The following is a 13,693-nucleotide window of genomic DNA, read 5'->3' as shown; positions in this document are numbered from 1 at the left end:
GGCTCATCGGTGGGTCATCGGTGGTTCCTCGACACGTGCACGTCGGCGTCGCGGGACGCGGTCGGCGCGAGCAGCACGCGCCGCACCCGCGACGCCCTCGTCTGCGCCTCCCGGCGCGCGCGCCGCAGGGCGCGCACGCGGGCGGCCAGCTCGTCGGGCACCGCCACGGGTATTCGCTCCCGCGACAGGTCCTGGCTGAGCAACGTCATCTCGTTCTCCCTCGCCGCCCGCGGGCGCGGTCCCCGCGCGGGGACCGCGCCTGCGGGTTCGATCCGGCTGATCGTCGGTGCGGTCGGCATCAGGGCCTCACACCGCCGCCTCGTCCGGGAGCGGGTGCTTGCGCGGGCGGCCGCGGGGCCGCTTGCGCGCGACGATCACGCCGCGGACGAACAGCTCACCGCCCCAGACGCCCCACGGCTCCTTGCGCTCGAGGGCGCCGGCGAGGCACTCCTTGCGGAGCGGGCACTCCAGGCACAGCGCCTTGGCGAGCTCGACGTCGGCGGGCGCCTCGGCGAAGAACAGCTCGGGGTCGGTCCGGCACGGCAGAGTGAGGTCCTCCTCGCTGATCGCGAGAGCCCCCTGCATCACAGTCACCCTTGTTCCTCTCGTTGGATCTCAACGGGCGTGTCGGTTGGGTCGTCCGGGCAAAAGAGAAGGCCGCGGATCCGGTGTCGGATCCGCGGCCTGGGGGCTTGCCGGTGTCTTGCTAGACCGGTCGCCTCCAGGGATACGGACCCGACACGCCACCCTGCGGGGTGGCGCCCATGTGGGCCGTGGCCGGAGCCTGGGAGGTCATGCCTTCGGATGCGAAGACACTCCGCCCCTGCTCGTCCTGGATTCGCTGCTCGATGCGCAGATCACGTAGATCGCGCAGACGGGTGCCGTCGACGCGGAGCCTCCGGCCGGCCGCATTGGCCGACGGGGCGACGCCGAGACGCGCCGGGCCGCCGGGCTTCACGCCGAGCGGGGTCCGGAAGCACGAGACGGAATACGCGTTCGAGGCGCCGGGGCAGGCCACGGTCCAGGACGACAGTGATTTCATCGACGTGTTGATCACCGGACTGCACACCACCTCTCTGGCTCCTCGGGCCGGGCCGGCGGATTCAAGATCCACACCGGTCGGCCGGTTGATTGCTCGCGACGAGCGTACGGTGCTTCCGCCGAAGCAGGCAAGATATTTTTGACCTGCGGTTTTGTGGGTGACTTCACCCTCGCTCCCCGGAACCGGCGCCGCCGCCGCGGCGTCGAAACTCCCGGGAGCGCCTTACAAGACGATCATCGCATACGGGACGCGGCGCGTCCCGTCACCGCTCCCGGCCGGAGTCGGACACGCGGACGAGCCCCTCCTGCATCACCGACACCACCAGCTCCCCGGAGCGGGTGAACACCTGCCCGCGGGCCAGCCCGCGGGCGCCGCCCGCGAACGGGGTGTCCTGGTAGTACAGCAGCCAGTCGTCGGCGCGGAACGGCCGGTGGAACCACATCGCGTGGTCCAGGCTGGCGCCCATCGTCCGCTTGTCGCCCCAGGCCAGCCCGTGGTTGAGCAGCACGGTGTCGAGCAGCGTCATGTCCGAGGCGTAGGTCATCAGGCACACGTGCAGCAGCGGGTCGTCGGGCAGCTCGCCGATCACCTTCAGCCACACCACCGACTCCGGCGAGGCCAGCGCCGGGTCCTTGGCCGCCTCCCAGGTCAGCGGCGTCGCGTGCCGCACGTCGAACGGCCGCCGCTCGACGAAGGCGCGGGCGCCGGCCTCACCGAACAGCGGTGTGAACCGGGCCAGCGAGTCCGGCAGCGTCTCGGGGTCGGGCGCGTCGGGCATCGGCGCGTGGTGCTCCGGGCCGTCCTCGACGACCTGGAACGACGCCGACAGCGTGAAGATCACCTTGCCGTGCTGGACGGCGCTGACGCGGCGGGTGGTGAAGGACCGGCCGTCGCGGACCCGGTCGACGGTGTAGACGATCGGGACGAGGGGGTCGCCGGGCCGGATGAAGTAGGCGTGCAGCGAGTGCACCGGCCGGTTCACCGGAACGGTGCGCCCGGCGGCGACCAGCGCCTGCCCGGCCACCTGGCCGCCGAAGACACGCTGCCGGCGCTCCTCGGGGCTGCGGCCGCGGAAGATGTCGTTCTCGATCTGCTCGAGATCCAGCAGGTCCAGCAGTGCCTTCAGGGATTCGCTCACGACCGCCAGTCTTCCGTATCGTCCCTTGTGACGGGGCTCTCACCCCCGCGCCACACCCCCCGCCGAGGCCCCCTCAGACCCCGCACAGCTTCAGCACGGCCTCGCCGTAGCGGTCGAGCTTGACCCGGCCCACGCCGGGGATGCGGGCGAGCTCCTCCACCGACTCGGGGCAGTGCTCGGCGATCGCCTGCAGCGTCGCGTCCGTGAACACCACGTAGGCCGGGATCCGCTGCTCCGCCGCCATCTCGGCGCGCCAGTCCTTCAGCGCGATGAACAGCTCCTCGTTCAGCTCGGACGGGCAGTCCTCGCAGCGGCCGAGCTTGCGTTCGACGGCGGCGGTGAGCGGCCGCCCGCACACCCGGCACGGCTGCGGGCCCTTGGCGACGCGGCGCTTGGCGCGGTCGACGCGCGCGGGCATGTGCGTGGTGGTCTTGTCGGTCAGGCCGTCGAGGAACCGGGACGGGCGGCGCAGCTGCGACCCGCCCGGCGAGCGTGCCAGCGCCCACGACAGCGCCAGGTGGACGCGCGCGCGCGTGATGCCGACATAGAGAAGCCGACGTTCCTCTTCGACCTGCTCGGGCGTCTTGGCGTAGATGATCGGCAACGTGCCCTCGGCCAGGCCCACGAGGAACACCGCGTCCCATTCCAGGCCCTTGGCGGCGTGCAGCGAGGCGAGCGTGACGCCCTCCAGCGGCGGCGCGTGCTGCGCCGCGGCCCGCTCCTCCAGCTCGGCGACGAACTCGGGCAGGCCCGCCTTCGGGTCGTCGGCCGCCATGTCCTCGGCGAGCTGCGCCAGCGCCGCGAGGGACTCCCAGCGCGCGCGGGCCGCACCCGCGCCCTCCGGCGGCTGGTCGGAGAACCCCGCGCCGGACAGCACGTGCCGGACCGTCATGATCAGGCCGGTCCCGTCGGTCTCGGCGTCCGCGCCGGCCCGTGCCGCGCCGCGCAGCCGGACGACCGCCTCGCGCACCTCGGGCCGCTCGAAGAACCGCTCGGCGCCGCGCAGCACGTAGGGGACGCCGGCCGCCGCGAGCGCCGACTCGTACGTCTCGGACTGGGCGTTGATCCGGAACAGGATCGCGATCTCGCGGGCCGGGACGCCCTCGTCGATCAGCTTGCGGGCCCGCCGCGCCGTGTCGTCGGCCTCGGCGACCTCGTCGTCGTACTCGTTGAACACCGGATCGGGGCCGCTCTCGCGCTGCGCGACCAGCTCCAGCTCGTGCCGGTCGCCCCTCGCCTGGCCGATCACCCCGTTCGCCAGCCGGACGACCTGCGGCGTCGACCGGTAGTCGCGGACGAGCTTCACGACCTTCGCGTCCGGGTGCTCGCGGGTGAAGCCGAGCAGGTAGGACGGGCTGGCGCCGGTGAAGGAGTAGATCGTCTGGTTCGGGTCGCCGACGACGCACAGGTCGTGCCGGCCGCCGAGCCAGGCGTCCAGCAGCATCTTCTGCAGCGGGTTGACGTCCTGGAACTCGTCCACGACGAAGTACCGGTACTGCTCGCGGACCTGGCCCGCGACCTCGCGGTGCTCGGTGAGCACGGCGGCGGTCAGCTCCAGCATCCCCTCGAAGTCGAGCAGGTTGCGCTCGCGGCGCAGCTGCTCGTACATCGCGTAGACGCGCGCCACGTCCACCACCTCGGTGGACGGCTTGCGGGCCGCCCGCACGACGGCGGCGGGGTAGTCCTCGGGGCGGTTCTGGGTGACCTTCGCCCACTCGATCTCGCCGGCGACGTCGCGCAACTCGGTGCGGCCGAGCGACAGCCCGCACATCCGCGCCGCGTCCGCGACCAGCTTGATCTTCGAGTCGATGATCTTCGGCGGGTCGCCGCCGACGACCCGCGGCCAGAAGTAGCTGAGCTGGCGCAGCGCCGCCGCGTGGAACGTGCGGGCCTGCACGCCGGGCGCGCCGAGCTGGCGCAGCCGGCCGCGCAGCTCCCCCGCCGCGCGGGTGGTGAACGTCACCGCGAGCACGCGCTGGGGGGTCACGACGCCGGTGTGCACGGCGTAGGCGATGCGGTGCGTGATGGCGCGCGTCTTGCCCGTCCCGGCGCCCGCCAGGACGCACACCGGCCCCTGCACCGCCTCCGCGACCGCCCGCTGTTCGGGGTCCAGTCCCTCCAGCACCGACTCAGCCACCATGCCTCCATACTCCCAGCAAGTCCCGACCGTATCGGCCCGCCTCACCAGTTGTGGACGGACCGGTGCGGCCCTGCCGGACACGCCCCCGCTCGCGGAATGCGGGAGGGGTATCTAGTGTTCTTCGGGAGGCGAGTTCCACAGATCGTCCGAACGAACGAGGGAGACGACGTACCGATGGCGACGCCGACGACCGACCGGGTCGAGGGCCCGACCGGCCAGCTCACCATGTACACGACGACCTGGTGCGGGTTCTGCCGGCGGCTGAAGAGCCAGCTGGCCCGCGACGGCATCGAGATGGTCGAGGTCGACATCGAGCGCGACCCGAAGGCCGCCGAGTTCGTCATGAGTGTCAACGGCGGCAACCAGACGGTTCCGACGATCCTGTTCCCGGACGGCTCGGCCGCGACGAACCCCAGCGCGAAGGAAGTCAAGCGCCGCTTGGCCGAACTCGCCAGGTAGGACGAAGCGAAGGCCCGCCGACCACGCGGTCGGCGGGCCTTTCGCGTCCCCGCGTGCGAGGGCCGGCCTGTCAGAACGCCGGCATGCCGGGGAGTTCGCCGCCGTACCAGCGCATGATGAGCTGGGCGGCGATCGACAGGACGCCCGGGGCGACGATCTCCCCGGCCTCGATCGCGGCGCGCAGCTCGTCGCGGGTGTACCAGGCGGCGTCGAGGATCTCCTCGGGGTCGGGGCGCAGGGGGACGGTGCCGTCGGCGGTGGCGGTGAAGCCGAGCATCAGGCTCTGCGGCAGCGGCCACGGCTGGCTGCCGAGGTAGCGGACGTCCCGGACGGCGAGGCCGACCTCCTCCTCCACCTCCCGCGCGACGGCCTGCTCCAGGGACTCGCCGGGCTCGACGAACCCGGCGAGGATCGAGCGGCGGTCGGCGGGCCACTGCGGGCCGCGGGCCAGCAGGATCCGGTCGTCGGCGTCGGTGACCAGCATGATCACGGCGGGGTCGACGCGGGGGAAGTGCTGCGAGCCGTCCTGCGGGCAGACCCGGACGTGCCCGGCCGCGGTGACGGCGGTCTCCGCGCCGCAGCGGGGGCAGAACCGGTTGGTGCGGTGCCAGTGCTCCAGCGCGACGGCGTGCGTGAGCAGGCCGGAGTCGCGGTCGGGGAGCACCGCGCCGACGCGGCGCAGCCCGGCGGGCGCGGCGCCCTCGATCACGGGCAGCTCACCGGGCACGCCGAAGTAGGCGGTGCCGTCGTCGTCGACGCCGAGCAGCCAGCGGTCGCCGTCCGGGGCCCGGTCCGGGGCGAGGAGCACCAGCGCAGGTTCCGGTTCGTGGGTGACGAGCGACCGCCCGTCCTGGACGACCAGGACCCGCGTCCCCGGGTCGGCCCATGCCGCGGCGAGCCACGCGTCGTCGCGCCGCTTGAGCGCGACCCGGTCGAGGGTGCCGCGCGCGAGCGCCAGCCATTCGAGCGGTCCTTCGGTCACCGTCATCGGGCTCCTCTCTTCCGGCGATCCTGCACGGCAGGTTCAGCGGAGTGCGGTGGCGAGTTCTTCCCACAGGTAGGCGGCGGCCTCGGCGCCCTTGAGCAGCAGCGGGATCTCGACCTTCTCGTTGGGGGCGTGGATCCGGTCGTCGTCCAGGCCGACCGCGACGAAGATCAGCGGCGCTTCGAGGACGTCGGCGAGGTCGGCCTCGGGGCCGCTGCCGCCCTCGCGGGTGAACAGCACCTCGCGGCCGAACGCGCGCTCCATGGCGCGGCGCGCGGCCTTCACGCCGGGCGAGTCGATCGGCGAGAAGCACGGCCGGACGCCGCCGCCCGGGATGTGCACCTCGGCCTCGACGCCGTACGGGGTGTTCGCGGCGACCCAGTCCCGGAAGGCCTGCTGCACCTTGGCGGGGTCCTGGCCGGCGACGAGCCGGAAGGAGATCTTGGCGTGCGCCTCGCGCGGCACGATCGTCTTGCCTCCGGGGCCGGTGTGCCCGCCCCACATGCCGTTGATCTCGGCGGTCGGCCGCGCCCAGACGCGCTCCAGGGTGGTGTAGCCCTTCTCGCCGTAGGCGGCGCGGCTCTCGCCTGCGGTGCGCAGCCATTCCGCCTCGTCGAACGGGAGCTTGGCGAACAGCGCGCGTTCCTCGTCGGTGAGGGGGACGACGTCGTCGTAGAAGCCGGGCAGGGTGACGCGGCCGTCGGCGTCGTGCAGCGCGGCCATCATCGTCGCCATGGCGTGCAGCGGGTTGGGGACGGCGCCGCCGAACGAGCCGGAGTGCAGGTCCGAGGACGGCCCGCGCAGCGTGACCTCGCCCTCGGTGAGGCCGCGCATGCCGGTGCACATCGACGGGACGTCCGCCGACCACATGGTGGTGTCGCTGATGACGACGGCGTCGCAGCCGAGCCGCTCGCGGCGTTCCCGGAGCAGGTCGGCGAAGTGCACCGAGCCGGACTCCTCCTCGCCCTCGACGAGCATCTTGATGGTGACGGGCGGGGCGGCGGCGCCGGACGCGGCGAGCCCGGCGCGGATGCCGAGGGTGTGGAAGAACACCTGGCCCTTGTCGTCGGACGAGCCGCGCCCGATGAGCCGCCCGTCCCGCTCGACCGGCTCGAACGGCGCGGTGTCCCACTCGTCCAGCGGTTCGACGGGCTGCACGTCGTGGTGCCCGTAGACCAGCACCGTCGGGGCGTCCGGGTCGGCGGCGCGCCATTCGGCGAACACCGCCGGCAGGCCGGGCGTCTCCCAGATCTCCACGGTGGGGAACCCCTGCCCCCGCAGGTACTCCGCGAGCCATCCGGCGGACCGCCGCACCTCGGTGGCGTAGGCGGGGTCCCCCGACACGGACGGGATCGCGAGCCACTCCTTGAGGTCGGCGACGAACCGGTCGCGGTCGGCCTCGATGTACTGGATTACGTCGTCCACCTGCATGCCCCTTCGCATGTCGTACTGTCAGGCACTGTATGGGATCCCGGTCCCCCGTCCCCCAGGAGGCGCTTTGATCCTCATTGATCCGCCGCTGTGGCCCGCGCGCGGGCGCGTGTGGTCGCACATGGTGAGCGACGTGTCGTACGAGGAACTGCACGCGTTCGCGGCGGGTCTCGGGATGCCGGTGCGGGCGTTCGACCGCGACCACTACGACGTGCCGTCCGAGCTGTACGAGGCCGCAGTCTCGCAGGGGGCGGAGGCGGTCGGCTGCCAAGAACTGCTTTTGCGTCTGACTCGTGCAGGGTTGCGGCGCCGGAAAGCGGTGCGGCGGCGGGCCGCCGGGGGTCTCGGCGTGGGTTAGGCGTTGAGGAGCATCAGCTCCGTCTCGATGTTGCGGCGCGCCCGCTCCTCGTAGCGTTCGCGCGCGGTGGCGGTGTGGAAGAGGCGGGGAAGGGCGAGGAGGCCGTTGAGCACTTCGGCGCGTCCTGCGCGGAAGAGGTCCTCGGGGACGAACGCGTACTCCTCGCGGACGGCGGCGGCGTAGGCGGCGTACCGGTCGGGATCGGCGCCGAGGACCGCGAGGTCGGCGTCGCAGAGCACCTGGCCGCCGCGGTCGCCGGGCTCGGGCGCGTGGGTGACGGTCAGCTCCACGAGCCGGACGACCTCGTCGACCGTCGCCGCGGAGAGGTCGGTGTCGGCGAGCATGCGGGCGGCGAGGCGGGCGCTGCGCTCCTCGTTGTCGGCGCGCTCGGGGTCGTAGACGGCGTCGTGGAACCAGGCGGCGAGCCGGACGGTGTCCGGGTCGAACGCGCCGGGGGCCGCGGCGTCGCCGGCCAGCTCGTCCACGAGGTCGAGGACGGCGGCGAGGTGCTCGCGGGTGTGGTACTTGCGGTGCCGCTCGCCGTAGCGCCTGTCCAGTTCCACCCCGATGTGCCGGGTCTGCGGGCCGGCCAGCGCCACCCACCGCTCGACGAGGTCCATCCGTGCGTCCACGCGGACCATCCTCCCGGATCACCGGACGCGGCGGGACACGCGGTGCCATCGTTCTTGCCTGAGGCCCCGGGCGGCGCCACTATGGTGACGGTTGCGAGTTAGGCAAGGCTTACCTCACCAGACTCACTGGAAAGGCCGTCCGTGGCCGCCTCCCTCTACGTGGTCGCCGGCAAGGCGACCGACTCGGTGACGCACGGGTTCCTGCCCGCCGCCGCGCGCCTCGGGCTGGACGCGGTCCTGCTCACCGACCGTCCCGCCGCCCATGAGAACGCCGCCGGCCGGGTCGTGGAATGCGACGTCTCCGACTTCCGCCACATCATCGACCGGGTCGAGGGCGAGCCCGCCGGGATCTTCTCCAACAGCGACTTCCTGCAGGCCCCGGCCGCCTTGGCCGCCGCCTACTTCGGCCTGCCCGGCAAGGACTGGCGGGCCGCGACGCGCGCCAAGAACAAGGCGCTGATGCGCCGGCACCTCGCCGCGCTGGACCCGGTCTTCTCGTCGGACGCCTGGCATGTGCCGCCGGACGCGCCGTACCCGCTCGTCCTGAAGCCGCGTGAGGGCGTGGCCAGTGAGGACGTGTTCCTCGTCCATGACGCGCGCGAGCTGGAGATGCGGCGCGCGGATATAGCGGCACGCCGCAACGACCCGCTGGTGGCCGAGGAGTACCTGCCGGGGCAGTTGCACACGCTGGAGACGCTCGGGGACGGGCGGCGGCTGCACGTCCTGGGCTCGTACCGGACGACCCTGTCCCCGCCGCCGTTCTTCGTAGAGGAACGCCTCGAATGGGCGACCCCGCCGCCGGAGACGCCGCAGATCCTGGCGCAGCTGGACGCGCTGGGCGTCGGGTTCGGCGCGTGCCACACCGAGTTCGTCGTGCACGAGGGCCGCGCCCGCATCATCGAGGTGAACTACCGGCTCATCGGCGACCACTGCGACTTCCTCCTGGCGGACCTGTTGGGCATCCCCTTGTTCGAGCGGATCCTGGACGTCCATCTAGGGGAGCCGTTGTCGCTCGACGTCCCGTCCGTGCGGGGGCATGCCGTCGCGGAGGCCGTCATCGCGGATCGCGCCGGAGTCCTGCGGGCCGCGCCCGGTCCGATGGAGCTGCGCGACGGCACCGTACGGCTGGCCTACCGCCCGCAGCGCGCCGTAGGCGATTCCGTCGCCTTGACACGCACGAACCGCGACTACTTGGGGACCGTCCGCGCCATCGGTCCGGCGCAAGACGAGGTGGAGGCTGCGCTTACGCGCTTCCGCTCCGCGCATGACTGGACCATCGCGTGACCGATGTCGACATCGAGGGCCCGCTGGCGGCCCGGGTTCTGGACGCCCTGCTCCGGGAGGACTACGGCGGGCTGCGGCGCTTCGTCGACGACCGGACGCTCGCGCTGCCGGGCCGCTCGGTGCGGCTGGTCGACGCCGACCCGGTCTTCCTGTCCGAGCTGTGCGTCGACCCTTCGCAGAAGCTGGCGTTACACGACGTCTTCGCGGTGGTGCGGCATGTGGCCGATCCCCGGGACGACACCGAGGCGTTCGAGCGGGAGTGCCTGGACGCCCTGGCGACGGTGAAGCTCCACAACGACGCGCGTCCCGCCGTGCACCGGCGCCTGGCGCGGATACCGGACGAGCTCAGGACGGGCCCCGGGACCTTCTACGAGAGCCTCGCCGCCTACAACGACCATCCCGTCCACCCGACGAGCCGCTGCCGTTCCGGGCTCAGCATGGCCGACCTGAGCCGCTACGCCCCCGAATTCGCGCCGGCGTTCCCACTGCGGTGGGCCGCCGTCCGTGGCGCGACGCTGGTGGGCGAGACGCCGATCTGGTGGCCCGCCCCGGACGATGTGGGGCTGCGCTCGGCGGACGCGCTGTTCCCCGTTCACCCGCTGGCCGTCCGGCTGGTACGGGACGAGCCCGCCGCAACCATGGCACCGGAACCGTACCTGCAAGTGGCGCCGACGCTCTCGATGCGGACGGTTGCGGCGGCGCCGCTGGAGCACGTGAAGGTGCCGCTGCCGACGAGCACGCTCGGCCTGCGCAACCGCCGCACGATCGTCCCCGGCACCCTCCCGGACGGCGCGCTGGTGGAACGGCTCCTGCGGCGCGTCCTCGACCGGGAACCGCACCTGCCCGTACTGCTGGCCGACGAGCAGACCTACGGGCACGCCGACAACCCGCTTCTGGCCTACCTCGTGCGGCGTTTCCCACCGGAAACCGCGCGGGCGCACATCGTCCCTATCGCGGCCTTGCTGGCGCAGGCTCCGGACAAGGGCCATGTCATAGAGCGCTGGGACGTGGAGCCGCTCTTCGAGGCCTACCTGTCGGCGCTCTTCTCGTGGAACGTCACGCTGTTCCGCTACGGGATCGCCCTGGAAGCCCACCAGCAGAACGTCGCGCTCGTCCTGGACGACGGCCCGCCGCGGCTGTTCGTCAAGGACAACGACGGGGCGCTCATCGACCCCGCCCGGCTCCGCGAGCGCCTCGGCCCGTCCCCCGGCGCCGACCCCCGCGACCTCGGCGACCGGCGGATGGTCACCGCCGACCCCGGCGCGCTCGCCCGCGTGTTCGTCACGATCACCCTGCACCTGTGCGCCGCGGCGCCCGCGCTCGGGCTCGCCGAGCACGGCCTGCTGCCCTGGCGCACCGGCCGCGCCATGATCCGCGACCGGCTCGACGCGGCGCTCGGCCCGCCGGACGCGTTCCTGCGCTCGCGCACGCTCGACGCCGGCGCGCTGCCGGGCAAGGCCATGGTCACCGCCGGGACCCTCGTCGACAAGGCCAGGACCGGCGCCGCCGACATCAACAAGCACTACGGCCCGCCCGGGCCGAACTACCTACGGGATGCGACGTGCTTCTGACCGAACGGGCCCTGACGGCCGACGACGCCACCTCCACCGCGCTGCTCAACTGCCTGATCCGGGAGGTGTGCGGGCCCGAGCAGCAGGTGTGGCCGGACGGCGGGCACCTCGTCGCCCGGCTGCCGCGCGCCGGCGTCGTGCTGCGCACCGGCCTCGCCCGCCCGCCGGCCGGCCCCACCTACCGCCTGGCGCCGCCGTACGAGGAGCGGCGCGACGACGCGTGGATCCCCGCCTCCTGGGACCGCCTCGCCGACCTCGTCGCCGGAGAGCTCGAACTGGCCACGGGACAGCCGAACCCGGAGTTCCTGGCGCAGGTCGACGACAGCCACAGCGCGCTGGCCGCCATCCTCGCCGCGCGCGACGAACCTCAGGGCGACCGGTATCTGGAATCCGAGCAGTCGCTTGTGGCGGGCCACCGCTTTCATCCTTCGCCGAAGTCCCGGCAGGGGTCGCCCGCCGATTGGCTCCGGTACGCGCCCGAGACGAGGGCCCGCTTCCGCCCGCATTGGCTGGCCGTGCGGGACGACATCGTCGCGGAGGAAGGCGATCCGGAGGCGTTCGCGGCGTTGGGCGGGCCGTCCGTGCCCGGTTGCCGGACGCTTCCCGTCCACCCGTGGCAGTTCTCGCTACTGGCGGGCAATCCGCTGCTCAATGACGCGCTGGCGCGGGGGCTCGTCCGCGACCTGGGGCCGTCGGATGTCGAGGCCGTGCCCACGTCGTCCGTCCGCACGGTGTACCTGCCGGACGCCGACCTGTTCTGCAAGTTCAGCCTGGACGTGCGCATCACCAACTGCGTCCGCAGGAACGCCTGGTACGAGCTGTCCGGTGCCGTCGCGTTGAACGAACTACTGCCCGGTGTGTTCACGTCCCTGGGCGCGACGCTCCTCGCGGAGCCCGCCTACCGCAGCGTCGCCCTCGCCGACCGCCGCCTCTACGAGGGCCTTGGTGTCATCGTTCGGGAGGGCGTGAAACACCTCCCCGGCACGCCGCTGCTAGCGGGCGCACTGGCCGACCCGTACAACACCCTCCTGGACGACCTACCGGCCCTGGCGACTCCCGACGGCGCCCTTGCGTGGTGGAACGCCTACGTCGCCCACGTGGCTCCCCCTGTGCTGCGGGCTTATCTCGAACACGGCGTCGTCCTGGAGCCGCACCTCCAGAACGTCCTCGTCTGCGTCGACCCGGACGGCATGCCCGTCCACGCCGCGTTCCGCGACCTCGAAGGCACCAAGCTCACCGCCGGCCGCTGGGACCTGTCGCACCTGCCCGCCCGCGTCGCCGAAAGCCTCACCTACGCCCCCGCGCACGGCTGGAACCGCGTCGTCTACTGCCTGCTCGTCAACCACCTCACCGAGACGGCGGCGGCCGTCGCCGACCTGCATCCCGCGCTCGAACCGGACCTCTGGGCGGCGGCCCGGACCCATCTCGCGTCCCTCGACCACCACCCGCAGGTCAGGGCCCTGCTCGCGGGCGTGCCGCTCCCCGCGAAGGCCAACCTGCGCACCCGCTGGTCCCGGTCGGCCGACCGCGGCGCCGCCTACGTCCCCGCCCCCAACCCGCTCTCCGCACCGCTTCCGCTGTGAACCTCGACGACCTCCCCGGCCTCGACCGCCACCCCGCCTACGTCTACGACCTGCCCGGCCTGAAAACCCACGTGCAATCCATCCGCGCCGCTCTCGGCGGCACCGAACTGTTCTATGCCGCCAAGGCCAATCCCGACGCCGAAATCCTCCGCACCCTCGCACCGCATGTGGACGGAATCGAGGTCTCGTCGGGCGGTGAACTGACCCACGTCCGCGAAACCCTTCCGGAGGCCCGCATCGCCTTCGGCGGTCCCGGGAAAACCGGCGAGGAACTGGCTCTCGCCGCCGGAATCGACCGCGTCCACGTGGAAAGCCCAAGGGAACTCGACCGGCTGCAAGGGCCCGCGAACGTCCTCCTCCGACCCAATCTCCCTTTCCGAGTTCCGGGCGCAGCCCTCACCATGAGCGGTCCCTTCGGCATGGACGAGGACGCCCTCGACGCCTGCGCCGCACGAATCGCCGAGAACCCGCACATCACCCTCCGCGGCGTCCACGCCCACCTCGCCTCCGGCCTGGACGCCCCCACCATGCTCGACCTCGCCCACCAGGTAGCCGAATGGGCGATCCCCTGGCTGAAAACCCATGGTGTGGACGATCCCGAATTGAACATCGGCGGCGGAATGGCCGTCGACTACACGTCACCCGCCACCCGATTCGACTGGCCCGTATACGGCGCCGGACTGGCCGATATCCCCGCCCGCCTCCGCATCGAACCCGGCCGCGCCGTGACTGCCTACCACGGCTGGTATGTCACCGATGTCCTGGACGTGAAAACGACGCGAGGCGAGACCTACGTCATTCTCCGAGGCGGCACCCACCACCTCAGAACCCCGGTGACGAAAGGCCACGACCAGCCTTTCCACGTCCTCACCGCGAAGGGGCCTGAATCACCCGCGACCCTGGTCGGCCAACTCTGCACCCCGAAGGACGTCTTCGCCCGCGGCGTCTCCGTCCCGCCGCTGCGTCCCGGCGACCTGATCGCCTTCGCCATGGCCGGCGCCTACGCCTGGAACATCTCGCACCACGACTTCCTCATGCATCCCAAACCCGCGTTCCACTACCTCCGCTAG

General features: G+C 72.4%; 14 protein-coding genes. 6 read left to right on the top strand and 8 right to left on the bottom strand.

Translation table 11 applies throughout. The features are described from left to right. Positions 1–14: 14 nt before the first annotated feature. From ABD296_RS03835 to ABD296_RS03815, 5 genes are all read right to left on the bottom strand, one after another. Positions 15–209 (bottom strand): hypothetical protein, encoded by a 195-nt coding sequence (locus tag ABD296_RS03835; RefSeq protein WP_344261458.1) that lies wholly within the window; start codon positions 207–209, stop codon positions 15–17. A gap of 97 nt (positions 210–306) precedes the next feature. Further along, on the bottom strand, positions 307–585 hold the full coding sequence (locus ABD296_RS03830) for a WhiB family transcriptional regulator (protein ID WP_173099222.1): 279 nt from the start codon (positions 583–585) through the stop codon (positions 307–309). A 121-nt stretch (positions 586–706) separates the two neighbouring features. After that, positions 707–1,057: a hypothetical protein gene (locus tag ABD296_RS03825; RefSeq protein WP_344261454.1), complete on the bottom strand. Its 351-nt coding sequence runs from the start codon at positions 1,055–1,057 to the stop codon at positions 707–709. Between the two features lie 247 nt (positions 1,058–1,304). Continuing rightward, positions 1,305–2,180, bottom strand: coding sequence for an acyl-CoA thioesterase II (gene tesB, locus ABD296_RS03820; RefSeq protein ID WP_344261452.1), 876 nt, complete (start codon positions 2,178–2,180; stop codon positions 1,305–1,307). A gap of 73 nt (positions 2,181–2,253) precedes the next feature. After that, on the bottom strand, positions 2,254–4,320 hold the full coding sequence (locus ABD296_RS03815) for an ATP-dependent DNA helicase UvrD2 (protein WP_344261450.1): 2,067 nt from the start codon (positions 4,318–4,320) through the stop codon (positions 2,254–2,256). Between the two features lie 174 nt (positions 4,321–4,494). Between ABD296_RS03815 and ABD296_RS03810 the strand changes: the two genes are divergently transcribed. Next, positions 4,495–4,779, top strand: coding sequence for a mycoredoxin (locus tag ABD296_RS03810; RefSeq protein WP_344261448.1), 285 nt, complete (start codon positions 4,495–4,497; stop codon positions 4,777–4,779). 70 nt (positions 4,780–4,849) lie between these two features. Here ABD296_RS03810 and nudC read toward each other — a convergent pair whose 3' ends face one another. Both nudC and ABD296_RS03800 read right to left on the bottom strand, forming a co-directional pair. After that, positions 4,850–5,767: an NAD(+) diphosphatase gene (nudC, locus tag ABD296_RS03805; protein WP_344261446.1), complete on the bottom strand. Its 918-nt coding sequence runs from the start codon at positions 5,765–5,767 to the stop codon at positions 4,850–4,852. A 36-nt stretch (positions 5,768–5,803) separates the two neighbouring features. After that, positions 5,804–7,195, bottom strand: a complete 1,392-nt coding sequence (locus ABD296_RS03800; protein ID WP_407061438.1) for a dipeptidase — start codon at positions 7,193–7,195, stop codon at positions 5,804–5,806. A gap of 67 nt (positions 7,196–7,262) precedes the next feature. Here ABD296_RS03800 and ABD296_RS03795 point away from each other — a divergent pair, with 67 nt between their 5' ends. Next, on the top strand, positions 7,263–7,553 hold the full coding sequence (locus ABD296_RS03795; protein WP_344261442.1) for a DUF4031 domain-containing protein: 291 nt from the start codon (positions 7,263–7,265) through the stop codon (positions 7,551–7,553). Here the strand turns inward: ABD296_RS03795 and ABD296_RS03790 are convergent. Further along, positions 7,550–8,185: an HD domain-containing protein gene (locus ABD296_RS03790; RefSeq protein ID WP_407061437.1), complete on the bottom strand. Its 636-nt coding sequence runs from the start codon at positions 8,183–8,185 to the stop codon at positions 7,550–7,552. The two genes, ABD296_RS03795 and ABD296_RS03790, sit on opposite strands and share 4 nt — an antisense overlap. 141 nt (positions 8,186–8,326) lie before the next feature. Between ABD296_RS03790 and ABD296_RS03785 the strand changes: the two genes are divergently transcribed. Genes ABD296_RS03785 through ABD296_RS03770 form a run of 4 tightly spaced genes read left to right on the top strand, consistent with a single transcriptional unit; the run spans position 8,327 to position 13,693 of the window. After that, positions 8,327–9,469: a siderophore biosynthesis protein gene (locus ABD296_RS03785; RefSeq protein ID WP_344261440.1), complete on the top strand. Its 1,143-nt coding sequence runs from the start codon at positions 8,327–8,329 to the stop codon at positions 9,467–9,469. Continuing rightward, entirely contained in the window at positions 9,466–11,040 is a 1,575-nt protein-coding gene (locus ABD296_RS03780) for an IucA/IucC family protein (protein WP_344261438.1), read from the top strand. The genes ABD296_RS03785 and ABD296_RS03780 overlap by 4 nt, the downstream gene beginning before the upstream one ends. Beyond that, entirely contained in the window at positions 11,031–12,623 is a 1,593-nt protein-coding gene (locus ABD296_RS03775; RefSeq protein WP_344261436.1) for an IucA/IucC family protein, read from the top strand. The genes ABD296_RS03780 and ABD296_RS03775 overlap by 10 nt, the downstream gene beginning before the upstream one ends. Beyond that, positions 12,620–13,693, top strand: coding sequence for an alanine racemase (locus ABD296_RS03770; protein ID WP_344261434.1), 1,074 nt, complete (start codon positions 12,620–12,622; stop codon positions 13,691–13,693). The genes ABD296_RS03775 and ABD296_RS03770 overlap by 4 nt, the downstream gene beginning before the upstream one ends.

The organism is Actinomadura napierensis, from assembly GCF_039529375.1.
In the GTDB taxonomy this organism is placed as follows: domain Bacteria; phylum Actinomycetota; class Actinomycetes; order Streptosporangiales; family Streptosporangiaceae; genus Spirillospora; species Spirillospora napierensis.
This window is presented reverse-complemented; position numbering and strand designations above follow the sequence as displayed.

Excerpts from the sequence above, each read along its gene's own strand:
- nudC (WP_344261446.1), bottom strand. The coding sequence starts at position 5,767 with ATGACGGTGACCGAAGGACCGCTCGAATGGCTGGCGCTCGCGCGCGGC.
- ABD296_RS03815 (WP_344261450.1), bottom strand. The coding sequence starts at position 4,320 with ATGGTGGCTGAGTCGGTGCTGGAGGGACTGGACCCCGAACAGCGGGCG.
- ABD296_RS03800 (WP_407061438.1), bottom strand. The coding sequence starts at position 7,195 with ATGCAGGTGGACGACGTAATCCAGTACATCGAGGCCGACCGCGACCGG.
- ABD296_RS03835 (WP_344261458.1), bottom strand. The coding sequence starts at position 209 with ATGACGTTGCTCAGCCAGGACCTGTCGCGGGAGCGAATACCCGTGGCG.
- ABD296_RS03810 (WP_344261448.1), top strand. The coding sequence starts at position 4,495 with ATGGCGACGCCGACGACCGACCGGGTCGAGGGCCCGACCGGCCAGCTC.
- ABD296_RS03830 (WP_173099222.1), bottom strand. The coding sequence starts at position 585 with ATGCAGGGGGCTCTCGCGATCAGCGAGGAGGACCTCACTCTGCCGTGC.